This is a genomic window from Antribacter sp. NEAU-D49, assembly GCF_057158775.1.
Map to the genome: position 1 here is coordinate 1 of NZ_JBXTSN010000032.1, position 21,970 is coordinate 21,970.

General features: G+C 73.5%; 17 protein-coding genes, 1 tRNA gene and 1 pseudogene. 8 read left to right on the forward strand and 11 right to left on the reverse strand.

The window, feature by feature from the left end; translation table 11 throughout:
* Nucleotides 1-22: 22 nt before the first annotated feature.
* From AC060K_RS19650 to AC060K_RS19685, 8 genes and pseudogenes are all read right to left on the reverse strand, one after another.
* On the reverse strand, nucleotides 23-310 hold the full coding sequence (locus AC060K_RS19650) for a hypothetical protein (protein ID WP_483764940.1): 288 nt from the start codon (nucleotides 308-310) through the stop codon (nucleotides 23-25).
* A complete protein-coding gene (locus AC060K_RS19655) occupies nucleotides 307-1,254 on the reverse strand; it encodes an IS5 family transposase (protein WP_483767096.1) in 948 nt (315 codons plus the stop codon). The genes AC060K_RS19650 and AC060K_RS19655 overlap by 4 nt, the downstream gene beginning before the upstream one ends.
* Before the next feature lie 207 nt (nucleotides 1,255-1,461).
* Nucleotides 1,462-1,971: a hypothetical protein gene (locus AC060K_RS19660; protein ID WP_483767042.1), complete on the reverse strand. Its 510-nt coding sequence runs from the start codon at nucleotides 1,969-1,971 to the stop codon at nucleotides 1,462-1,464.
* Between the two features lie 593 nt (nucleotides 1,972-2,564).
* Nucleotides 2,565-2,741, reverse strand: coding sequence for a hypothetical protein (locus AC060K_RS19665; protein WP_483767097.1), 177 nt, complete (start codon nucleotides 2,739-2,741; stop codon nucleotides 2,565-2,567).
* Nucleotides 2,742-2,779: 38 nt separating this feature from the next.
* Nucleotides 2,780-2,953 (reverse strand): annotated as a pseudogene (locus tag AC060K_RS19670) (HAD family hydrolase); the annotation flags it as partial.
* Nucleotides 2,954-3,009: 56 nt separating this feature from the next.
* Nucleotides 3,010-3,085: transfer RNA gene (locus AC060K_RS19675), tRNA-Val, on the reverse strand.
* 76 nt (nucleotides 3,086-3,161) lie between these two features.
* Complete coding sequence (locus tag AC060K_RS19680; protein WP_483767043.1) at nucleotides 3,162-3,641, reverse strand: peroxiredoxin; 480 nt, start codon at nucleotides 3,639-3,641, stop codon at nucleotides 3,162-3,164.
* The gene (locus tag AC060K_RS19685) at nucleotides 3,631-4,077 is read right to left on the reverse strand and encodes a DUF3052 domain-containing protein (protein WP_483767044.1); all 447 of its coding nucleotides are present in this window, start codon (nucleotides 4,075-4,077) and stop codon (nucleotides 3,631-3,633) included. Before AC060K_RS19685 ends, AC060K_RS19680 begins: the two co-directional genes overlap by 11 nt.
* Before the next feature lie 433 nt (nucleotides 4,078-4,510).
* Between AC060K_RS19685 and aceE the strand changes: the two genes are divergently transcribed.
* Nucleotides 4,511-7,258, forward strand: a complete 2,748-nt coding sequence (gene aceE, locus AC060K_RS19690) for a pyruvate dehydrogenase (acetyl-transferring), homodimeric type (RefSeq protein WP_483767045.1) — start codon at nucleotides 4,511-4,513, stop codon at nucleotides 7,256-7,258.
* A gap of 161 nt (nucleotides 7,259-7,419) precedes the next feature.
* Here the strand turns inward: aceE and AC060K_RS19695 are convergent, their stop codons facing one another.
* The gene (locus tag AC060K_RS19695; RefSeq protein ID WP_483767046.1) at nucleotides 7,420-8,268 is read right to left on the reverse strand and encodes a CHAD domain-containing protein; all 849 of its coding nucleotides are present in this window, start codon (nucleotides 8,266-8,268) and stop codon (nucleotides 7,420-7,422) included.
* Between the two features lie 272 nt (nucleotides 8,269-8,540).
* Between AC060K_RS19695 and AC060K_RS19700 the strand changes: the two genes are divergently transcribed.
* A complete protein-coding gene (locus AC060K_RS19700) occupies nucleotides 8,541-9,131 on the forward strand; it encodes a hypothetical protein (RefSeq protein WP_483767047.1) in 591 nt (196 codons plus the stop codon).
* Between the two features lie 67 nt (nucleotides 9,132-9,198).
* Here the strand turns inward: AC060K_RS19700 and AC060K_RS19705 are convergent, their stop codons facing one another.
* The gene (locus AC060K_RS19705; RefSeq protein WP_483767048.1) at nucleotides 9,199-9,873 is read right to left on the reverse strand and encodes a TetR/AcrR family transcriptional regulator; all 675 of its coding nucleotides are present in this window, start codon (nucleotides 9,871-9,873) and stop codon (nucleotides 9,199-9,201) included.
* A gap of 116 nt (nucleotides 9,874-9,989) precedes the next feature.
* Here AC060K_RS19705 and AC060K_RS19710 point away from each other — a divergent pair, with 116 nt between their 5' ends.
* Nucleotides 9,990-10,463 (forward strand): DUF6326 family protein, encoded by a 474-nt coding sequence (locus tag AC060K_RS19710; RefSeq protein ID WP_483767049.1) that lies wholly within the window; start codon nucleotides 9,990-9,992, stop codon nucleotides 10,461-10,463.
* On the opposite strand, the gene AC060K_RS19715 is transcribed toward AC060K_RS19710, so the two are convergent.
* The gene (locus tag AC060K_RS19715) at nucleotides 10,450-11,019 is read right to left on the reverse strand and encodes a GNAT family N-acetyltransferase (RefSeq protein WP_483767050.1); all 570 of its coding nucleotides are present in this window, start codon (nucleotides 11,017-11,019) and stop codon (nucleotides 10,450-10,452) included. The two genes, AC060K_RS19710 and AC060K_RS19715, sit on opposite strands and share 14 nt — an antisense overlap.
* Before the next feature lie 176 nt (nucleotides 11,020-11,195).
* Here AC060K_RS19715 and AC060K_RS19720 point away from each other — a divergent pair, with 176 nt between their 5' ends.
* From AC060K_RS19720 to AC060K_RS19740, 5 genes are read left to right on the forward strand one after another with little or no spacing between them, the layout of a single operon-like run.
* On the forward strand, nucleotides 11,196-14,957 hold the full coding sequence (locus AC060K_RS19720; RefSeq protein ID WP_483767051.1) for a DUF4132 domain-containing protein: 3,762 nt from the start codon (nucleotides 11,196-11,198) through the stop codon (nucleotides 14,955-14,957).
* A 59-nt stretch (nucleotides 14,958-15,016) separates the two neighbouring features.
* A complete protein-coding gene (locus AC060K_RS19725) occupies nucleotides 15,017-16,159 on the forward strand; it encodes an ATP-binding protein (RefSeq protein WP_483767052.1) in 1,143 nt (380 codons plus the stop codon).
* Between the two features lie 5 nt (nucleotides 16,160-16,164).
* On the forward strand, nucleotides 16,165-18,945 hold the full coding sequence (locus tag AC060K_RS19730) for a DUF5682 family protein (RefSeq protein WP_483767053.1): 2,781 nt from the start codon (nucleotides 16,165-16,167) through the stop codon (nucleotides 18,943-18,945).
* Entirely contained in the window at nucleotides 18,942-20,156 is a 1,215-nt protein-coding gene (locus AC060K_RS19735) for a VWA domain-containing protein (protein WP_483767054.1), read from the forward strand. Before AC060K_RS19730 ends, AC060K_RS19735 begins: the two co-directional genes overlap by 4 nt.
* On the forward strand, nucleotides 20,153-21,946 hold the full coding sequence (locus AC060K_RS19740; protein ID WP_483767055.1) for a hypothetical protein: 1,794 nt from the start codon (nucleotides 20,153-20,155) through the stop codon (nucleotides 21,944-21,946). The genes AC060K_RS19735 and AC060K_RS19740 overlap by 4 nt, the downstream gene beginning before the upstream one ends.
* Nucleotides 21,947-21,970: the final 24 nt, after the last annotated feature.

A 21,970-nucleotide genomic window follows, 5' to 3' on the forward strand; every position in this document is an offset into this window, starting at 1 on the left:
CTAGGGCGTGTTTCGGAAGTGGTCAGCGCTGTGTGATCCAGTCCAGGACGTCGGTGGCGATGGTGGTGGGATCGGCAGCGGTGATCGTGTCGTCCTGACCAGTGACCGGGTCGAGGTGTTCGACGTCGTAGCCGCCCAGGCCTCCACGTCGGGTGAGCACAGCGATAGCCCATTCCAGGTCCTCGTCGTCCGGGTAGACCACGAAGAAGGTGTTGTCGCTGGTGTTCAGCTCCCCGATCAGCCTGACCAGGGCGGCGTGGTCGGGGCGCGGGACGTGGTCGCCGCCCTCGGCGTCGGCGTAGTAGCTCACGGCGACCAGGATGCCAGCGGTTGGCCCGCCCGGACGACGGCGACGATCCAGTCGTCGATCGCGGCGACCTTCACGCTCGCCTCGTAGCGGACCTGGAGCTTGTCGAACCTGGTCGCGACGGCCCGCCAGCGTTTGAGCCGGTTGAACATGCACTCCACCGCGTGCCGCTTCTTGTAGTCCTCGTAGTCGACCTTCGGTGGCCGCCCACCCGCCGAGCCCTTCTTCAGGCGGTTGGCGCGGTGGTCCTTCTTGTCCGGGATCGTCGCGCGGATCCCACGCCTGCGCAGGAGACGACGGTTGGCCGCCGAGGCATAGGCCTTGTCACCACGGACCCGGTCCGGCGTCGTGCGCGGACGCCCGGTCCCGCCCGGTCGCGCCACACGTACCTGCGCGAGCACGGGGCCGAACTGCGGGCTGTCTCCCCGCTGTCCCGCGGTCACGACCATCCCCATCAGCTTCTGGCCCTGCTCGCAGGCCGCGTGGATCTTCGTGGTCCACCCACCACGCGACTTACCCAGCCCATGATCCGCCGGCTCGGACGTCTCGGGGCCGTGGGGCGGTTCCTTCTGCGCGTCCGGGTCCCGCCTGGCACCAGCTGCGTGCTGGTGCGCCCGGGCGATCGTGGAGTCCACGTTGACCTCCCAGCAGATCTGCCCGCCACCGTCGGCCAGCGTCCGTAACGCGTCCAGGACCTGGTCCCAGACACCTTCCCGCTGGTAACGGCGAAAGACGCGATACAGGCTCGACCACGGCCCGTACCGGTCCGGCACGTCCCGCCACGGGCACCCCGCCCGGACCCGGTGCCGGATCCCGTCGACCTGTCTCCGCAGATTCCGCGCCGGACGACCACGCGCCGCTACCGGCAGTAACGGCCCGACCGGCAGTAACGGCCCGACCACCGCCCACGCCGCATCCGTCAGATCATGTCGCCCAGCCGCGTCCACCACGAACCCGAAGCATGCCGAAACTGCAGGTCACAGGCCACTTCCGAAACACGCCCTAGTGGCGTGCCTGCGGCCCACCATCTCCGCTCATGGGATGGTGGGCCGCCGTGGGTTTGGCGCGGAGGGCGCCGGTTGCTGGCTATGCGGGGCTGCTGCCGGAGTTCTCGCTCTTGCCGGAGCCGGGGCAGACGACGGATGTGGCCATGGTCAGACGACCTCCAGGACGCGGTACTTGTTGTCGGCGCTGCGTCGTTCGCCGGCGCGCAGGGTGTGGAGCAGGTGGACGTGCGACGCGGCACCTGAGTGCCAGGCGATGTTGAACCCGAAGGGGTGCGCACCCTGGTTGGGCCGGGTCGAGTACCGCTGGACCTCGGCGATCTCTCGCAGCTGGGAGTTGACGACCAGCGCGGTGATCCACCCTTCGACGTCGGCCATGCGGACCTGGCCGCCCGGCTGGATCGCCAGGTCGGCGGGCGGGACGGGTGCGGGCGGCTCGCCCTCGACGACGACCTCCTCAGTGGAGTAGTCGCCACCGCTGTGCACGGCCTGGAGGTAGACGGCGCCTCCGCCGGGCGCCTGGAGCACGATCCCGGTCGTGGCTTCCATGCCCGCGTCACGGGTCACTCCCGCCTCGGACCACTCGACGAGCTTCACGCCCTCGGGCAGGTGGGGTTCGAGGAGCTGGGTCAACCACGGGATGAATCGAGAAGCGCGCATGGTCCCAGGGTAGGTGGTCGAGGTCGGTCCGGGGCCGGTAACCGGGGGTGGTGGTGGGAGCCGAAGTGGTCGAGTCCCGGCACGGTGATCGAGCATGTGGTGTCCCTCTCGTGAGTGGTTGTGCGATCGGAGCGCAGTCGGATCGGCGCTCCGGAGGTCGGCGGGCCGGGCCGCCCCCGGGAAGGGGGCCCGGTCCGGTTCCCGCCGTTGTCGGCGGGCTCGCGGCCAGGCGGGGGGCAGGCACCCGACCGCAAGATCAGGGGGTCGAAGGGGCCGGGCGACGTCGAGGGTGTAGAGGCCGCCGGTGTTCGCGTCGTAGCGCCACGTGGGACGGCCGTTGCCGGTCAGGGCGTACGCGTACCCGGCCGCCACGAGAGCGCGTTCGAGGTCGAGCATCGTCGCCCCTACCGCGGTAGGTAGGTCGGTGTGGTGGGCGATCATTGCGTCACCGTCACCGGTCCAGACTTCGCACGACGCCAGCGCCGGACCCGTGCCGTCCAGCCGGACGCGGACGGAGACGGGGTGCAGGCGCGGGTGCAGGCTCGCCGCGAGGTCGCGGACCTCGCGCAGCAGCTCGACCGGCGGCGCAGCGGTCATGAGCCCGCCCCGGCCAGCGCCTGCGCCTCAACGTCGGACGTCGTGTCTGGTCCGGTGAGCAGGTCTCGGAGCACCATCGCAGCGCCGTGCTCGGCGAGGGTTCCCGTGATGTGGTCGGCGGCGTCCTGGACGACCATCGGGGCGTGGCCCATGCGTAGGAGCGGGCTGCCCACTCCATCGCCTCCAGATCGTTCACGCCGTCGTCGCCCACGAACACCGTGTGCTCGGGTGCGATCCCGACGTGGCGACGCACGGCGTTCAGGGCCGAGGCTTTGGACAGCCCGGCCGGAGTCACGTCGAGCCACGACGGGGAGGCAGGGTTGACGGTGACGCCGAGCGACCGGACGGGCTCCATCAGCAGCGCGGTCGCGTTCGGGGCCGCCATCTTCTGTCCATCGAGCGGATGAACATCGGTGCAGGTCAGAGCAGGATTCGTGCAGGTGGTGGGCCCGGCCGGGTTCGAACCGACGACATCCACGGTGTAAGCGTGGCGCTCTACCAGCTGAGCTACAGGCCCTGGCAGCGCCTCAGAATACCTGCCCGACGGCGTTCCGGTGGCAGCCCCGCGAACGGGTCGACCACCGGAACGCCGGTCAGATGGTCGTGAGCGCCTGGCGGTAGCCCTCGAGGTCGCGGCGCTGCCCGCGAGGGTTCACCACGGCCCAGCGGACGATCCCGTCAGCGTCGATCAGGAAGGATCCGCGCAGCGCGTGGCCGCTGTTCTCGTCGAAGACGCCGAACGCGCGCGCGGCCTCGCCGTGGGGCCAGAAGTCGGAGAGGAGGTCGAAGCTGAAGCCTTCCTTCTCCTGCCAGGCCTTCAGCGTGAAGACCGGGTCGGTGGAGACGGCCAGGAGGCGCACGCCGGCGGTCTCGAAGTCCTCGATGTTGTCGCGCAGCTCGCAGAGCTCCCCGGTGCACGTCCCGGAGAACGCGAACGGGTAGAACACGACGAGCACGGGTTCGCCGCGCAGGTCGGCGAGGTGCACGGGCGTGCCGTGCGTGTCGGGCAGCGTCAGGTCGGGTGCCGGGTCGCCGGGGCGTGGTGCGGCTGCGGCGAGTGCCTCAGCGGCCACGGCCACGGAACCCGAGGCGCGTCGCGGACCAGTCGGGGGCGATCGACATGGTGCTGGTGGTCTGCAGGCCGGCCGTGGTCGCGGCCTCCTGGATGTCGCTGTGGCCCACATGGCCGGGGCGGCCGGGCTTCGGCGTGAAGAGCCAGATGAGACCGCCGTCGTCGAGGACGGTGAGGACGTCGACGAGCGCGTCGCCGAGGTCACCGTCGCCGTCGCGCCACCACAGGATCACACCGTCGGTGACGTCGTCGTAGTCCTCGTCGACCAGCTCGGCGCCGATGATGTCCTCGACCGCTGCGCGCAGGTCGTCGTCGACGTCGTCCCCCCAGCCGAACTCCTGCACGACCTGGCCTGCGGTGAAGCCGAGCCGTGCTCCGCCCGTCGGTTCTGCGCCCTGGGGATCAGCACTGCCCTGGGGATCCGTGGTCTGTCCCACTTTGGTCCTTCGTTCCTTCCGTTGCTGGTCTGGACGGCGGTGCCGTCCTGTCGTCGCAAAGGTAGTGCACGCACAGTCCCCGTGCCTCACCAGCCCTCCGCCACGGCGCGCCGCCGCGCGGTCCGACATCGCGCGCATGACCCGTTCACGACCTAAAGACCGGGTCTCACCGCCCTGATACCCCGTCTCATTCCGGGCATAAGTAACGCAGATCACGCGGCCTTGACCCGCCCATGGTGTCAACCCCGCTGGGAAGGGGACAGAATGTGTGATGACCACCTGTCGCGTGGGAGGGCACCGGGGCTTACCACCTGGTGGTGCACCTGACGGGATGGGACGCTGACAGGGCGGCCCGAGGCAACATCGCCTCGCTCGGCCGCACGAATCTGGACGACGCGGCCGACGCCGCGAAGTCAAGACAGAAGGGTTGCTGGTGGCTTCGTTTGACGAGACCGGACCGCTGATCAACGGTCTGCTCAGCGCTGTGCCGGACATCGACCCCGCCGAGACGGCGGAGTGGGTCGAGTCGTTCGACGGCCTGATCGACGACAAGGGCGGCCCGCGGGCCCGGTACGTCATGCTCAACCTGCTCCGGCGGGCTCGTGAGCGCAACGTGCACATCCCGGCGTCCATGGCCACGCCGTACGTGAACACGATCGGCGTCCACGAGGAGCCGTACTTCCCGGGCGACGAGGCCATCGAGCGGCGCTACCGCTCGTGGATCCGCTGGAACGCCGCCGTCATGGTGACGCGCGCCCAGCGCCCGGGCCTGTCGGTGGGCGGCCACATCTCGTCGTACGCGTCGGTGTCGACGCTGTACGAGGTGGGCCTCAACCACTTCTTCCGCGGCAAGGACCACCCGGGCGGTGGCGACCAGGTCTACTTCCAGGGTCACGCCTCGCCGGGCGTCTACGCGCGCGCGTTCCTCGAGGGCCGCCTGAGCGCCGACCAGCTCGACGGGTTCCGCCAGGAGAAGTCGCACCCGGGTGGCGGCCTGCCGTCGTACCCGCACCCGCGCCTCATGCCCGACTTCTGGGAGTTCCCGACGGTGTCGATGGGTCTCGGCCCGGCGTCGGCGATCTACCAGGCGTGGACCAACAAGTACCTGCACAACCGCGGGATCAAGGACACCAGCCAGCAGGACGTCTGGGCGTACCTCGGCGACGGCGAGATGGACGAGCCCGAGAGCCGCGGCATGATCCAGCTCGCGGCCCAGCAGCAGCTCGACAACCTCACGTTCATCGTGAACTGCAACCTGCAGCGTCTCGACGGCCCGGTGCGCGGCAACGGCAAGATCATCCAGGAGCTCGAGGCGCAGTTCCGCGGCGCGGGCTGGAACGTCATCAAGGTCGTGTGGGGCCGCGAGTGGGACGCCCTGCTCAACGCCGACAAGGACCGTGCGCTCGTCAACCTGATGAACGTCACGCCGGACGGCGACTACCAGACGTACCGGGCCGAGTCGGGCGCGTTCATCCGCGAGCACTTCTTCGGGCGCGACCCGCGCACCAAGGCGCTCGTCGAGAACATGACCGACGACGACATCTGGAACCTCAAGCGCGGCGGCCACGACTACCGCAAGCTCTACGCGGCCTACTCGGCGGCGCGCGCCCACACGGGCCAGCCGACGATCATCCTGGCCCACACCATCAAGGGCTACGGCCTGGGGTCCGGCTTCGCCGGCCGCAACGCCACGCACCAGATGAAGAAGCTCAAGGGCGAGGAGCTCAAGTCCCTGCGCGACTCGCTGCACATCCCGATCTCCGACGCGGAGATCGAGGAGAACCCCTACCTGCCGCCGTACTACCACCCGGGCGCCGACGCCCCGGAGATCCAGTACATGCAGGACCGCCGCCGCAAGCTGGGTGGCTACGTCCCCGAGCGCCGTGACTCGGCCAAGAAGCTGACCCTGCCGGGCGACAAGACGTACGAGCTGCTCAAGAAGGGCTCGGGCACGCAGGAGGTCGCCACGACGATGTCGTTCGTCCGCCTGCTCAAGGACCTGTTCAAGGCCCCGGAGTTCGGCAACCGGATCGTCCCGATCATCCCGGACGAGGCCCGCACCTTCGGCCTGGACTCGATCTTCCCGAGCGCCAAGATCTTCAACACGCTCGGCCAGCACTACCTCGCCGTCGACCGCGAGCTGATGCTGAGCTACAAGGAGTCCGAGCAGGGCCAGATCATGCACACCGGCATCAACGAGGCCGGTTCCGCCGCCGCGTTCCAGTCGGTGGGCACGGCGTACGCCACGCACGGCGAGCCCATGATCCCGGTCTACATCTTCTACTCGATGTTCGGGTTCCAGCGGACCGGCGACCAGTTCTGGGCCGCCGGCGACCAGCTCACCCGCGGCTTCATCATCGGCGCGACCGCCGGCCGCACCACCCTCACGGGTGAGGGCCTGCAGCACGCCGACGGCCACTCACCGCTCATCGCGGGCACCAACACGGCGATCGTGCAGTACGACCCGGCCTTCGGGTACGAGATCCGCCACATCGTCCGCGACGGCATCGAGCGCATGTACGGCGACGGGTCCGACGGCCGCGACCAGAACGTCATGTACTACCTGACGGTCTACAACGAGCCCATGGTCCAGCCGGCCGAGCCGGAGGACGTGGACGTCGAGGGCATCAAGCGCGGCATCCACCGCATCTCGGTCTCCGACGCCGACGGCCCCAAGGCCCAGCTCCTCGCCTCCGGCGTGGGCGTGCCGTGGGCGCTCGAGGCGCAGCACCTGCTGCGCGAGGACTGGGGCGTGTCCGCCGACGTGTGGTCGGTGACCAGCTGGAACGAGCTGCGCCGCGACGCCCTCGCCGCCGAGCACGACGCGTTCGTGAACCCCGCGGCCGAGCCGCGCACCCCGTACGTCACGGCCCGCCTGTCCGAGGCCCAGGGCCCGTTCGTCGCCTCCAGCGACTACGACCACCTGGTCCCCGACCAGATCCGCGCCTGGGTCCCGGGCGACTACGCGGTGCTCGGTGCTGACGGCTTCGGCTTCTCGGACACGCGCGCCGCGGCCCGTCGCCACTTCCTCATCGACGGCCCGTCCATGGTGGTGAAGACCCTCCAGGTCCTCGCCCGCCGCGGCGAGGTCCCGGCCGAGGTCGTGGGCCAGGCCATCGAGAAGTACCGCCTCCTCGACGTCACGGCCGGCACGTCCGGCAGCGCGGGCGGCGAGAGCTGACCTCGCCCTCCTGAGGGACGACGACGGCGTCGCGCGCCGGGGATCCGTCCGCGGCCGAACCGGGCGGGGGCCCCGCCGGGGCGGGGTGGGGGGGGCCCCCCGCCCCGCGCCGCGGGGGCCGGGGGCCGCCCCGCCCCCCCCGGCCGTGCAGGGCTGGGCGGTCAGCGCAGCGCGTCGCGGCGGGCCTGGAGGTCGGCGAGCGCCGCGGGGAGGTCCGCCAGGGCGGCCAGGGCCCGCTCCTGGCACCAGCCGACGACGGCGTCGCGCGCCGGGGATCCGTCCGCGGCCGAACCGGGCGTCGTGGACCTGGGTGCTGCGGGCGCGGGTGCTGCGGGCCCGCCCGGCCGGGACCGGACGTGCTCGGCGAGCAGGAGCGCGTCCCTGTGGTCGCCGAGGAGCGACTGGATCCGGTGGCCCGCCCGGCCGAGCGCCTTGGCGCGCTTGCCGAGCAGCCCGGCCGACCGGACGGCGTCGTCCGTGTGCCGGAGACGCCGCGCCGCCTTGCGCAGGTCGTGGACGGACTCGGGCTCGTCGAGCCGGCCCGCGGCGTCGACGGTGCGGTCGGCCTGACGCCGCACCGCGCGCCGTGCCGCCTTCTTCGCGGACCGGTCCGCCCGGTCGGTCAGCGGGGGAGACTCCGCCCACGCCGCCAGCGCTGCACGAAGGTCCCGGCCGCGGCGGGACCTGGTCCAGCGGACCGCCGCGGCGTGCGCCCGCTCGTGCGCGATCCGCAGCTCGTCGAGGAGCGCCGTGCGGTCCTCGACGTCCAGGCCGACGGCGTCGGCCGCCTCCGCCAGCTGTCCCGCTCGGACCTCCAGGTCGCGAGCCGTGCCGAGGGCGTCGCCCCAGGTCCTCAGCTCCGCACGGAGGGCCGCGGTGGCGTCCCGGTCGAGGTACCTGCGGAACGCGGCGAGCACGTTGCGCAACCGCCGTATCGAGGTGCGCAGGCGGTGCACGGCGTCCGGCTCGTCGGCGAGCGCCGCAGGGATGCCGTCCTCGATCCGGCGCACGAGCCCTCGGACCGCGAGGGACAGCGCCTCGCCCGCGGTCTCGGGGCGTGTCGAGGTCGTGGCGATACGTCCAGGCTAGGCGTCGTCGCCGGGGCGCGCACCGGTTTCTCGCCTGCCGCGCGGCTGACCTGCGAGAGGCTGCAGCCGGGGGGTCAACTGATGCGAACGGGTGAAAGCGGCGGTAGTTTCGGCACGGGCCTGGAACTCCTCCGGGACCCGCAGGGGGGCGGGCCTCCAGGCGTGCCCTGGGCGCGATCAGCAAGGAGTCGACCATGAGCGAGAACAGCTACGAGGGCCAGGGCGACCAGGCCGACGAGTTCTCCCAGCAGTCGGAGCAGGAGCAGCAGTCGTCGGGCACCTTCTCGGAGCAGGGCTCGTCCGACACCACCTCGGAGGGCGCGTCGACCGGCTACGGCGCCGGGAGCGGCCTCGAGGCGGACGAGACCACCGAGTTCGGCTCGTCGGAGTCGTCGGGCGGCGGCTACTCGCAGGAGGGCTCGTCCGGGGGCGGGTACTCCCAGGAGGAGGGCTCGTCGGGCGGGTTCGGCGGTGAGCAGAGCTCGTCCGAGGGGTCGTTCGGCAGCACGCAGGGCACCTCCTCGGAGGGCGAGGGCTCCCCGTTCGGTGGCGGGTCCGAGTCCGTCGGCGCTCCGTCGGGCTATGAGGCGGGCTCGTCCGGCGGCGGCACGTCGAGCGAGCGGCCGTCGGGGGTGCCGCAGTCGTCCGAGCCGGCCGACAGCGTCGGCACGGGCGAGGAGCAGGAGTTCGGGTCCGGCTCGACCGGCTACGGGTCGGAGCAGTCCGGCGGCTCGGAGGAGACGGAGCAGGGCGAGTCGTCCGAGCGGGGCGGCTGGACCGACTGACCCACCGTCACGACCTCTCTCGCGGGGCCCTCGCCGACAGGCGGGGGCCCCGTTCCGCTGGGCGCCGCTAGGCGGACGTTCTCAAGGGCTCGAGGGCTGCCAGGATGAGGTCGAGGCCGAACGTGAACTCCTCTGCCGGGTCGTAGCCGGCAGCGACGAGCGCGGCGGCGGACTCGTTGAGGTAGGGGAACTCGTCAGGCGGGAGCTGGGGCAGGAAGACGTCCTCGGTCAGGTCCGCGAGCTCGTCGGCGGTGTCGAACGGCAGGCTGGCTTCCTGCAGGGCGAACCCGTAGACGTAGCTGACGAGCAGCCAGTTGGCGTGCGTCGCCATCACGACCGAGAAGCCGCCCCTCCGCAGGCAGGCGGTGACCGCTTCGCGGTGGCGGAGGTTGGCCGGCCCCGGCGAGGTGCGCGACTCCATCAGGCCGATCGCCCACGGGTGGCGTGCGAGAACCTGTCGTGCGGAGATCGCTCGCCGTCGCATCGCCGGCTGCCAGCCGGCTTCTTCGGACGGGAGCTCGATCTCCTCGAACACGAGGTCGATCATGGCGTCGAGCAGCTCGTCCTTGCTGGCCACGTAGTGGTAGAGCGACATCGCGCCCGCGCCGAGCGCCCCGGCCAGCCGGCGCATGCTCAGTCCGTCGACCCCCTCGCGGTCGGCGATGCGGACCGCCTCGACCATCACCCGCTGCTTGCTCAGCCCCGCATCGGATGCGACCTGGCGTTCTCTTCTCGCGGACACGCGTACTCCTCAGCTCGAACGGCCTTGACAACCGTACAGCGTACGAGGATCGTACAGCGTACGACGTACGGTGTACGAAACGGCGTCCACGCGCCCTACATCACGAGGAGAGACCCATGAGCACAGACCCCAGGTCCGCCGCGGAACTGCACGATGCGCCGGCACCCGTCAGAGCGAAGCTCGCAGCCGCCTGGACCAGCTTCATGTTCCTGTACATCTACGTGGACTACTTCCACCTGTACAAGCCCGGGGCGATCGACGACATCCGGGGCGGCGTCGTGTGGGAGTTCGACGTCAGCCAGACGTTGCTGGTCGCCTTCCTGGCGCTCGTCGCGGTCCCGAGCCTGATGGTGATGCTCTCCATGACGCTGCCCGCCCGCGTCAGCCGCGTAGCGAACCTCGTCGTGGCCTCGCTGTACATCCCCGTCTCGGTGTTCAACGGGGTGGGTGAGTCCTGGACCGCCTTCTACGGCCTCTCCATCGGCCTCGAGGTGCTCCTCCTCGTCTTCGTCCTGCGTTCCGCCTGGACCTGGCCCCGCACGTCCTCGGCGGTGACGCCCGAGCCCGCCGCCGAGGTCACGCGTGCGTGACGAGCGGTGTGAGCGTGCCGGTCTCGACCGGCCGGTCGCCGAGGACGAGCCGCACGGCGGCCGGGTCGGGGTTCCCCACGTCGGGCCCACGCCAGACGACCTGCAGGCCCGACTTCTCGGCCACCGCGCGTGACGCTGTGTTGTGCTCCAGCAGGAAGGCGGTGACGGGCAGGTCGGGCCGCACCGCCTTGCCGGCGGCGACCGCGGCGGCCGCCAGCTCGCGCGCGAACCCGTGACCCTGCTGCGCTGGTGACAGCCGGTAGTAGACGTTCCACGCGACCCCCAGCCGGACGGACACCCCGCCCACGCCGACGAACTCGCCCGTGTCCCGCCGCCAGGCCGTCCAGTACCCGAGCCCGTCCGCCTCCCAGCCGGCGACGAACCGCGCGACGTCGGACCGCGTGCGGTCGAGGGTCTCGTGCCTTCCGGAGGGGAAGTGCTTCCACACAGCCGGGTCGGCGTGGAGGGCGTGCAGCGTCTCGAGGTCGTCGAGGGAGACGGCCCGCAGGGTGAGCCGTCCGGTGGTGTGGAGCCGGTAGGAGGTCAGGTCGTCCATCGGGCCGACGCTACGCCCCGCCACCCACATCGACGTCGCTGTCTGAACCACTTCACCTGCGTGTCGGTGGGGACCGCTACCTTGTGCCGCACGCCGCCTGATGCGGCGGGCCCCGGTTTTCGGCAGGTGCACCGACGTGCACCCGCGGGGCGTGGACGACGAGGTGATGGGGAGACATGTTCCAGGAGCTGACGGACCGGCTGCTCGGCCGCAAGGACGACGGGGCGAGGGCGCTCGCCGACGCGCTGCGGGTGCTGCGGGTCGAGGGCGACGACCTGTACGAGCGGGCGCTCGCCTTCGTGCGTGACGGCTCGGGGGCGGAGCTCCTCGTCGAGCTCAGCGGCCGGTCCACCACCGACCTCGATCACCTCCTGATCAGGCCCGGCTCACTCTCCCCGTACAGCTGGGTGCCGGACACGCTGACGGTCCGGCTCAAGACGGTCGACGCGGGGTGGACGGCCGAGCAGAGCCGGCAGGCCAGGGTGCGGTTCTACGCGCACGGCGACACGACGGTGCCGCAGCTCGTGCGCCTGGGCAGGTTCCTCGCGGCGACCTCCGCCGAGGTCGACCGGGCCTCGGACCGCCTGCCCGCCTGGCTCGCCGTGCTCGTCAACGACGTGGCGATGATCGGCTACTCGAACGACAAGCGGCGGGCGTCAGGGTCGGAGCACGCCGTCGTCCGCGAGCGGTGGACGCCGGCCTTCATCGCGGGCCTCGCGCGCGACGGCGGTGTGGCGGACGACGACGTGGTGCCCGTGGTCGTCCGCGCGCTGTTCGACCGCGACTCCGCGCCGTCCTGGCGCCCCAACCCGCTCGCCGGGCTGCTCCGGGCGCCGGGCGCCACGGAGTTCCTGGTGGCGCACGCCGGAGCCGTCGCCGCGACGGTGCCGTCGCTCACCTCCCACGGCCGGGTCGATGTCTGCGGGTACGTTCGCGAGTCCGGCAACCTGGCCGCCCATGCGGAGCTGGTGGCGACCCTGGCGGCCGACCCCGCCAAGTCGGTCCGCGAGGCGGCCGACTCCCTGCTGGTGACACTGCCCGACGAGGAGCAGGTGCGGCTCCTGGCCCCGCTCCTCGCCAGCACGCCCCCCGCCCGGCTCGCGACCGTGGTCACACGTCTGGCGGCCGCCGAGGGCGGTATCGCCGCCCTGGAGACGGCTGCCGCGGAGGCGGCCGGCCAGAAGGCCTCCGCTGCACGTCTCAAGCTCCTCACCCAGACCATCGAGCGGGCCCACGCCCTCGAGGCCGGGGCCGGGAGCTCGCCCGGTGCCCCGCCGGCGATCGACGTGCCGCCGTACGAGCCGCTGCCCGAGTCCGATCTCGGGCCCGACTGGCCGGTGACCGCCCGCCGCCTGCTCGACGAGCAGATCGCCAAGGCGAAGGAGGCCGTAGAGAACGCCAGGAAGCTGCCCGACGCCGACCCCAAGAAGTGGCCCCTGCGTGGTGCGCTGGCCACGCTGAAGCAGCTCTCGGAGATCACGGACGGCGACCTGCGCCACCTCGCCGACCTGCTCTCCGGGCGGGAGCCGGTCACAGCCTGGTCCCGGGCGGGCAAGACGTCCGCCGCGGCCTGGCTGTTCGACCGCTCGCTCGCCCAGGTCCCCGACGCCACGCTGGTCCACCGCCTGCGGGTGGTGTTCCTCGTCGGGCGGTCCGAGAACCGGCTGTGGTGGCACGTCCGCGAGCACCTGGGCGAGGTGACCGACCTGCGCCAGCTGCACGAGGTGCTGGTGCGGCTCGGCGACCGGCAGCCCGAGACGTCGATCGAGGAGCTCGTGTTCCACCGCTGGTGGGGGGTGGAGGAGATCCCTCCGCGGGCGATGTGGGCCTACTTCGCCGAGCGTGTCGAGACCCTCGACCGCTATCTCGGCCGCTCCGAGGGCAGCCAGATGAGCGGCTCGCCGGCCAGGGTGCTCCGGATCCTCGCCGAGTTCCCGGCGATCCCGTCCCTCCTGCTGCCGCGCGTGACAGCGCTGGCTCTCGGCGAGGGCAAGACGTACCGCCTCGCCGCCCAGCAGGCCCTCGAGTCCCACGCGGGTGCCCGCGCCCTCGCCGAGCAGGGCCTCGGCGACGGCAAGAGCGAGATCCGGGTCACCGCGGCGGCCTGGCTCGCGCGACGTGGCGACCCCGCGGCCGTCCCGGCGCTCCGGGCCGCGCTCACCACGGAGCGCCGCGAGGCGGTCCGCGCGGCTCTCCTCACCGCCCTGGAGTCGCTCGGCGCCGACATCTCGGCCGACCTCGCCCCGGACGTGCTCCTCGCCGAGGCCACCAAGGGCCTCCGCGCGCGGATGCCCGCGAGCCTCACCTGGTTCCCGTTCGAGGGCCTCCCGGAGCTCCGCTGGGCCACGGGCAGCGCCGTGCCCCGGGAGGTGGCCCGCTGGTGGGTGGTGCTCGCCTGCAAGCTCAAGGACCCCAGCGGCGAGGGCCTGATCGCGCGCTACGTCTCGCTGCTCGACGAGCCGTCCCGCGCGGCGCTCGGCTCGTTCGTGCTCCGGGCCTGGGTGGCCCAGGACACCCGGAACCCCACCGCCGAGGAGAGCCGCCAGCACGCCGAGGCCGGAGCCCAGCGCCGCTACGACAGCGCCCAGCGGCTGGCCAAGCAGTACCCCCAGTACTACGGGGACCAGGCCACGAAGTCCGTCGAGGACCACTACCGCGAGCTGTACCGCGAGCACCAGGGCACGTACCTCGGCTCCGCGACCAAGGACAAGGGCCTGCTCGCCCTCACCGTCGGGGCCGACGGCGCGGTGCTCGCCACCGTCACCCAGCAGTACCTCAAGGCGCACCAGGGCCGCCGGTCGCAGGCCGAGTCGCTCGTCCGGGCGCTCGCCGCGAACGGCCAGCGGGCGGCCGTGCAGCAGCTCCTCGCCGTGTCCCGGCGGTTCAAGCAGAAGACCGTCCAGGAGGTGGCGGGGGCGCTCGCGGCCGAGCTCGCCGAGCGCCGCGGGTGGAGTGCGGACCAGCTCGCCGACCGCACGGTCCAGACGGCCGGCTTCGACGACGACGGCATCCTCCGGTTCGACCTCGGCGGTCGCGAGGTGACCGGCCGCATCACGCCGTCGTACACCGTGGAGCTGCGCAACGCCGAGGGCAAGGTGATCAAGGCCCTGCCGGCGCAGCGCGCCGGCGACGACGCCGAGGAGTACGCCGCCGCCAAGTCTCAGCTCGCCACGAGCCGCAAGGAGCTCAAGGCCGTGGTGACGCTCCAGACCCAGCGGCTCTACGAGGCGATGTGCACCGGTCGCAGCTGGACCGCCGAGGAGTGGCGCGAGTTCGTGCTCGACCACCCCGTGATGTCGCGCCTCGCGGCGCGTCTCGTCTGGCTCGTGGCCCCCGGCACCGACGCCCAGCGGGCGTTCCGCCCCGGCGACGGCGGCGCGCTCATCGCCGTCGACGACGAGGACGTGACGCTGCCCGACGACGCCACGGTCGCCCTCGCGCACGCCGTCACCCTGGCCGCGGGCCAGGCGGGCGAGGACGCGGCGGCCTGGCGCGAGCACCTTGCCGACTACGAGATCACGCCGCTGTTCGACCAGCTCGGGGTGGCACTGCCGGAGCTCGCGAAGGACGCCGTGCGGATCAGCGACCACCGCGGCTGGCTGACCGACAGCTTCTCGGTGCGCGGCCGCGCCACCAAGCTGGGCTACTCCCGGTCCCAGGCTGAGGACGCCGGCTGGTTCACGGCCTACACCAAGGAGTACCCGAGCGCGGGGATCACCGTGGAGATCGAGTTCACCGGCGCGTTCCTGCCGGAGGAGAACATCGCCGCCGCCGTGACCGACCTCGTGTTCCGCCGCACCGGTACCTACGGGGACCGCGGGCTCGTGCCCGTCGCCGACGTGCCGCCGGTGCTCGTGGCCGAGGCCTACCGCGACTACGTCACCGTGGCCGAGGCGGGCGCGTTCGACGCCGACTGGGAGCGAAAGAGCCAGTACTGACCCCTGCCTCCCGCAGGGTCCGAGCGAGACAGTGCCGGCGGACGCCACGAAGGACACTGATGACCACCACGACGAAGGACGACATGACCACCGAGACCACCACCGCGCCCGCCGCCGAGCTCCGCCCGCCGGCGGAGGTCCGCTACGCCGACGAGCTCGCCACGCTGACGCGCTGGGACGCCGACCGGGGCGCTGAGCTGCCGCCGGGCTGGCGGCTGAGCCCGCGTGCCGTGCGCGCGTTCATCGTGGGTGACGAGACGCTGGGGGTGTCGCGCAAGTTCTACGGCGACGACCCGCTCGTCGACCGGGCGGTCGTGTCGCTGCTCGGGCGGCAGGGCCTGATGCTGGTGGGCGAGCCCGGCACCGCCAAGTCGATGCTCTCCGAGCTCCTCGCGGCCGCGGTGTCCGGCACCTCGAACCTCACGGTCCAGGGCACGGCCGGCACCACCGAGGACCACGTGCGCTACTCGTGGAACTACGCGCTGCTCGTGGCGGAAGGGCCGAGCGAGCGCTCGCTCGTCCCGTCGGCGATCTACAGCGGGATGCGCGACGGCAAGGTGGTGCGGTTCGAGGAGATCACGCGCTGCGCGCCCGAGATCCAGGACACACTGGTGTCGATCCTCTCGGAGAAGCAGCTCATGGTCCCGGAGCTCGGCAGCGAGGCGCGCGTGGCCGCGCGGCCCGGCTTCAACGTCATCGCCACGGCAAACCTGAAGGACCGGGGCGTGCACGAGATGTCGGCGGCCCTCAAGCGCCGCTTCAGCTTCGAGACCGTGGCCCCGGTGCGTGACCGGGACTTCGAGATCGAGCTGGTCGAGCGCCAGCTCACGGCGGAGCTCGGGCCCGCGGGCCAGCGCCCGCCCCTCTCGCGCGACGTGCTGGAGGTGCTGGTCACGGTGTTCCAGGACCTACGGGTGGGCACCACCCGCGAGGGCGCGCCCGTGAAGCGGCCCGAGACCGTGATGTCCACGGCCGAGGCCGTGAACGTCGCCGTCGCGGCCAGCCTGGAGGCCCGCTACCTGGGCGACGGGGTGGTCACCGCCGGGGAGGTGGCGCGCCAGGTCGCGGGAGTGGCCCTCAAGGGCGACGAGGAGGACGCCCGTCGCCTGCGCCACTACGTCGACAACGTGGTGCGCGAGCGCGCCCGCTCGGACGCCCGGTGGAAGGACTTCTTCACCGCGGCCGAACCGCTGTGGCGGTGACGCCGGTGACCGCCCCCGAGGTCCCGGGTGCGGCGCACACGGTCCGGGCCGCATGGGGCGCCGCTCCCGACCGGCTCCGCCGGGCGGCGGAGGCGATCGGCGTGCTGCGTGCCCGCGGCATCCACCTCGCCCCCGTGCGTCACCACAGCCCGGCCTGCGCCGTCGCGGTGCGGGCGGCGATCGAGGAGCTGCGGCCGTCGGCGGTGCTGGTCGAGGGACCGGAGGAGTACACGGCCCTGATCCCGGCGCTCCTGCACGAGGAGACCCGGCCTCCTGTGGCGGTGCTGAGCCTCGGCGACTCCGGCTCGGGCTTCTACCCCCTGGCGCGGTTCTCGCCGGAGTGGGTGGCGCTGCGTACCGGCCACGCCGTCGGCGCGGAGCTCGCGTTCGTGGACCGCCCGTGGGGCGAGCGAGGGCCGGGCGAGCGCGGGCCCGGTGGGCCGCCGGAGGGCGGCGAGGACGGCCAGACCACGCTCATGTCGGAGCGGTACCTGGCCCACTCGGAGTCGATCGCCGCCGTGGCGCGGCGCCTCGGCTGCCGGGACCACGACGAGGTCTGGGACCACCTGTTCGAGGCGCGGACCGCCGGCGAGCTCAGCGACTGGCGCGTCCTCTTCGACGACGTCCTCGCCTGGGCCGCGCTCGCGCGGCTCGACTACGAGGACGCCGTGCTGGCCGCCGACGGCTCGCTCGACCGCGAGGCGCGCATGTCGGCCCGCGTGGCTGAGCACGCCGAGCGGCTCGCCGGCTCCGGGCCGGTGCTCGTCGTGACCGGCGCGTTCCACACCCTGGCCCTGGTGGAGGCGCTCGCCGGTGCGGCCGAGGGCGCCCCGGTGCGCGACCGGTGGCCCGACGGCGGCTACGGCGACGTCGCCTCGGCCGAGGCCTGGCTGGTGCGCTACGACCACGAGCGGCTCGACGGCCTGCGGGGCTACGGCGCGGGCATGCCCACGCCGGGTTACTACGAGCGGCTGTTCGCGGCGCACGAGGCGGCGCTCGCACGCGCGGCGGGTCCCGGTCCTGACGCAGAGGGAGGTCGCGGCGCGGGTCCGTCGTCGCGGCGTCGGCCGCTCGACCGACCGGCACCGCGACGAGGGACCGACGCGGCGGGGCTCGCGACCGAGCTGCTCGTCGACGTGGCGCGCGCGGCCGTCGCGCGCGGGCACGCGGTGAGCCTGCCGCAGGTGTCGGCGGGAGCGGAGCAGGCCGTGCGGCTCGCCGACCTGCGTGGACGCCCCTTCCCGGGCCGCACGGACGTGCTGGACGCCATCACGTCGTCGTTCCTCCAGGACGACGGGGGCGTGGGCGTGGACCGGCCGCTCGGGCTGGCCGTCGCGGAGGTGTTCGGCGGCAGGGAGCTGGGCGACGTCCCGCCCGGCAGCACGTCCCCGCCGCTCGTCCGGGACGCCCGCGAGCGGGTTCGGCGGGTCCGCCTCACCGTGGACGACTCCGTGCCACGCACCACGCGTCTCGACGCCCGCCGCACCCCGGCTCACCGGGAGCGGCGGGAGGTGCTGGCCCTGCTCGACTTCGTGGGCAGCGGGTTCGGCCGCCGGGTGTCGGGCCCCGACCACGTGGCGGGGCGCGGCCTCGGGCTGCTGCTCGAAGAGTGGGAGTACGCGTGGACACCGCTCGTGGAGGCACGGCTCGTCGAGCTGTCGCACCTGGGTGCCACGCTCGACGCCGTGGCGCTCGCGCGGCTACGGGCGGCCGAGGCGCGCCTGGCGGAGGCCGCGTCGGGCGGGTCCGGCGGGACGCCCGCCGCCGGCACGGCGGCGTCCGGCGCGCCCGCGTCGGGCGGGGCGCCGGGCAGCGTGCAGGGACCGGGCCAGCCGGCGCTCGGCTCCCGGGCGGTCGACGGCGCCGCCACCCTGATGGCCCAGGCCCTCGTCATGGGCCTGGGAGACCACCTGCCCCGGCTGGCGGACCTGTTGCGGTCGTCGCTCGACGTGGACCGTGACCTGGCGTCCGTGGTCGCGGGCGGGCAGCGGCTGCTCCACCTCTGGCGGGCCCGGACCGAGCTCGGGGCCGAGGCGCACGCCGCGTCGCTCCTCGACCTCGTGGAGCAGTCGCTCGCCACCGCGGCGTACCTGGTGCCCGACCTCGGCCGTGCGCGGCCCGAGGACGAGGACACCGCCGTCGCCACGGTCGTGGCGCTCCGGACCTTGGTCCGGGAGGCGGCGCGCGCAGTGCGGGACAGCGACTCGCGCGGCCGGCCGGCTGTCGCGGGGTCGGTCGACCTACCGACCGACGCTGCGGCAACCGGCCGACCTGGCGGGTCCGCCGCCTCCCGCGAGCTCGCGCGCCTCCGGGAGGATGCGGCGACGGCGCCGTCGGTCCGGGGCGCGCTGGTGGCCCTCGGCTCCGTGGACGGCGAGGTGCCCGACGACGTCCTGGTCGCCCGGGTCCGCGGTGCTCTCCAGGCGGGCGCCGACCCGAGCCTGGCGGCCCGGTTCCTCGGTGGCGTGCTGCGGGCGGTGCCCGACCTGCTGCTGCACACGCCTGAGCTGTTCGACGCGGTCGACGAGGCGCTGCGCCACCTGGCACCCGAGGCCTTCCTCGCAGTGCTGCCCGACCTGCGCCGGGCGTTCACCTGGCTGCGCCCCACGGAGACGCACCGGCTCGCCGAGCGGGTGGCGGCGAGCACGGGCGTACGGGCGCACGACGTCGACGTGCGCGTCGACCTGACGGAACAGGACCTGGCTGCCGGCCTGGTCCTCGAGCGTGAGCTGGCGGCCGTCCTGGCCCGCGACGGGCTCGCGCGATGGAGCGGAGCGGAGCGATGAGCAGCACGGACGCCCACGCGGGCACCACGACCGGCACCACGACCGGCCCCACGACCACGGGCGTCTCCGACGAGGAGGCGGCCCGGCGCTGGCGGCTGGTCCTCGGCCGGTACGCCGCCGAGCAGCTCGCCGTACCGCAGCAGGACGCGGGCCTGGAACGCACGCTGCGCTACCTCTACGACCGCGAGTACACGGCCCGCGGTCACCGGACCGGCCGGAGCGAGCACGACAGGCCGGGTGGCGGAGGGTCCCTCGACCCGTCGTCGCCGCGCGGCGTGGACTGGAGCGCGCTGGGCTGGCTGGGGGAGGCCCGGTCGCTGTTCCCGCGCGACACGTTCGAACGCATGCAGGTGGAGGCGGTGGGCCGGTACGGGCTCACGGAGCTGCTGGCCGACGAGGGAGCGGTCGAGGCCCTGGAGCCCAGCCGCGAGCTCGCCACGGCGCTCCTCCAGGTCCGGGGACGCCTCGAGCCGGGCGTGGCGGCGGGCCTGCGCCGGGTGATCGAACGGGTCGTCGAGGACGTGGTGCGCCGCCTGCGGCCGCGCTTCGTCACGGCGGTCGGCGGGCGCCTGGACCGCTCCCGCAGGTCGATGCACCGGGTCGCCCGGAACTTCGACGGCAAGCGGACCCTGCGGGCGAACCTCGGCCGGATCGACGGCCAGGGCCGCATGGTGGTCGAGGACCTCCGGTTCTCCGCCCGGTCGAAGCGCGCGCTCACGTGGGACGTCATCGTCCTGGTGGACCAGTCGGGGTCCATGGCGGCGTCGCTGCTCTATTCGGCGGTGTGCGCGGGGATCCTCTCGAGCCTGCCCGGCATCGACGTGCGGCTGGTGCTGTTCGACACGAGCGTCGTCGACATGTCGCACCTGGCCCACGACCCGGTGTCGGTGCTCCTCACCGCCCAGCTGGGCGGGGGTACCGACATCGGCAAGGCCGTGCGCTACGCGGAGCAGGAGGTCCGCAACCCGTCGCGGACGGTGGTCGCGCTCGTCAGCGACTTCGAGGAGGGCGGCTCCCTGTCCGGCCTGCTGGCGGCGGTGAAGCGGCTGTCGTCGTCGGGCGTGAAGCTGCTGGGCCTCGCGGCGCTCGACGAGGCCGCCGAGCCCGTCTACGACCGCACCACCGCGCGGCGGCTCGCCGACGCGGGCATGGAGATCGCGGCGCTCACCCCCGAGCGTTTCGCCGAGTGGCTGGGAGAGGTGCTCACGTGAGCGGGACCGGGACACGGGCCTGGGCGGCGGCGTACGCCGGGCTGGACGACGCGGCACTGGTCGCCCTCGGCAACGCGGGCCTGCTGCGCCGCGCCCGCAAGGACGAGGTCGCCGTCGCGGAGGAGGACACCAAGGGGGCGACCCTCTCGGTCGGTGCGTTCCGGGTGCGGCTGGACCGCCGGGGCCCTGCGGCCGTGGCGTGCGACTGCCCCACGGCCGGCGTCTGCCAGCACGTGGTCGCCGCGTGCCTCTGGGCGCGCGAGGTCGCACCCGCGGTCCCCGAAGGGGAGGCCGCAGGTGCGCGGGTCACGGCGCAGGCCGCCCCCGCTCCGCGCGCCGTCTCCGCCCGCACCCTCGCCGCCCGCGCGGCTGCCCAGGAGGCCGCCGCCCGCCGCCGCGAGGACACTCTGGCGGAGGTGCGCTCGGCCGTCGCGCAGCTCGTGGAGACGGGCCTGTCGCACCTGGGCAGGGACGACGCGGACGAGCTCCGCGCTGTCGCGGGCCGCTCCCGGCTCGCGGGACTCGAGCGGGTCCACGGCGTGCGGCTCGACGCTCTGGTGCGGACCGCGGCCGGGCTGGTGGAAGACCTCGTCACCCGGGACGACAGCGTGGACGAGAGCGACGTCCTCGACGCCCTCGCCGAGGTGTGGGCGCTGTGCGAGGTGCTCGCCACGCCGAGCACTGCCGGCGCGCCCGGCTCGCCGCCCTCGGCGCCGGGCGGCGACGAGACCGGCAAGGACCATGACGAGGCCGACCTCGAGCGGTTCCTGCCGCTGGGGGTGCGGTGGTGGACCGCGCCCAGCGGCTCGCGCGGCCTGTCGTACGTGGGCTGGGACCCGGCCGAGGGACGGGTGCGCACCGTGGTGACCGGCCGCGCGTCGGGCACCGACCCGTCGTTCCAGCGCAGCTGGGACACGCCCGTGCTGTGGGGAGCGTCGCTCGAGCGGCTCACCGCGGGCCCGGTCGCGCTGCGGGACGTCCGGCTACGGCCCGACGGCGCCCTCGGCGCGGGCGGGAGCCCCCGGCTGACGGCCCTCGGCGGTTTCGAACCCGACGAGCTGGTCGACGTCGCGACCCGGACCGGAGCGGGGACGGCGGCACGGGACGTGGTCGGCTTCGGCCGGCGGCCCGCCCAGGTGCGGCTCGTCATGGTCCGCGACGCGGGGGAGGTGGGGGTCGACGAGGTGCGGCAGGACCTCACGTGGCGCGTCACAGGGTCCGACGGCGCGGCCGTCCTCCTCCGCCTCCCCGCCGCCGACGAGAGAGCGTGCGAGACGCTGCTGTCGGTCGTGGCGGCCGGGCACCCGCTGGTAGCCGTGACGGTCGAGCGGCACGACGGCCGCGACGAGCCCGTCGGCCTGTTCACCCGGGACACGAGCGGACGGATCGTGCTCGTGAGCCCGACGGTGACTCCCGCCTGGCGCCTGGAGACAGGCGCCCGGTGGTGGGTCGGCTGGCGTCGTCGGGTGGCGCGGCTCAGGGCTCTCCGGAGCAAGGCGGCCGTCGTGGCGCCGTCGGGTCCGCCGCCCGCTCCTGCGGAACGGGCCTGCCTGCTGCTGGGCGAGGTGCTGACCGCGGTCGCGGCGACGGGGCGTTCGCGGCTCTCCGCGCGGCAGAGGTCGGACGCCGAGCAGGCCCGCACCCTGGCGCGAGACCTCGGGCTGGTGACCCTGGAGCGCACGGCCGCCGACCTGGTGGACGGCGCCGAGGCGCTCGACCCCGGCAGCGTGCTGCGGACCGCCTTCGTGGTGGGCCGGGCGCGCGCCGTCGTGCAGGTTCAGGCGGGGTGACGAGGTGCGCAGCCCAGGGACTCC

Bases quoted from the DNA above. Each gene is read 5' to 3' on its own strand.
- AC060K_RS19660 (WP_483767042.1), bottom strand. From the start codon at position 1,971: ATGCGCGCTTCTCGATTCATCCCGTGGTTGACCCAGCTCCTCGAACCC.
- AC060K_RS19700 (WP_483767047.1), top strand. From the start codon at position 8,541: ATGAGCGAGAACAGCTACGAGGGCCAGGGCGACCAGGCCGACGAGTTC.
- AC060K_RS19710 (WP_483767049.1), top strand. From the start codon at position 9,990: ATGAGCACAGACCCCAGGTCCGCCGCGGAACTGCACGATGCGCCGGCA.
- AC060K_RS19715 (WP_483767050.1), bottom strand. From the start codon at position 11,019: ATGGACGACCTGACCTCCTACCGGCTCCACACCACCGGACGGCTCACC.
- AC060K_RS19720 (WP_483767051.1), top strand. From the start codon at position 11,196: ATGTTCCAGGAGCTGACGGACCGGCTGCTCGGCCGCAAGGACGACGGG.
- AC060K_RS19725 (WP_483767052.1), top strand. From the start codon at position 15,017: ATGACCACCACGACGAAGGACGACATGACCACCGAGACCACCACCGCG.
- AC060K_RS19735 (WP_483767054.1), top strand. From the start codon at position 18,942: ATGAGCAGCACGGACGCCCACGCGGGCACCACGACCGGCACCACGACC.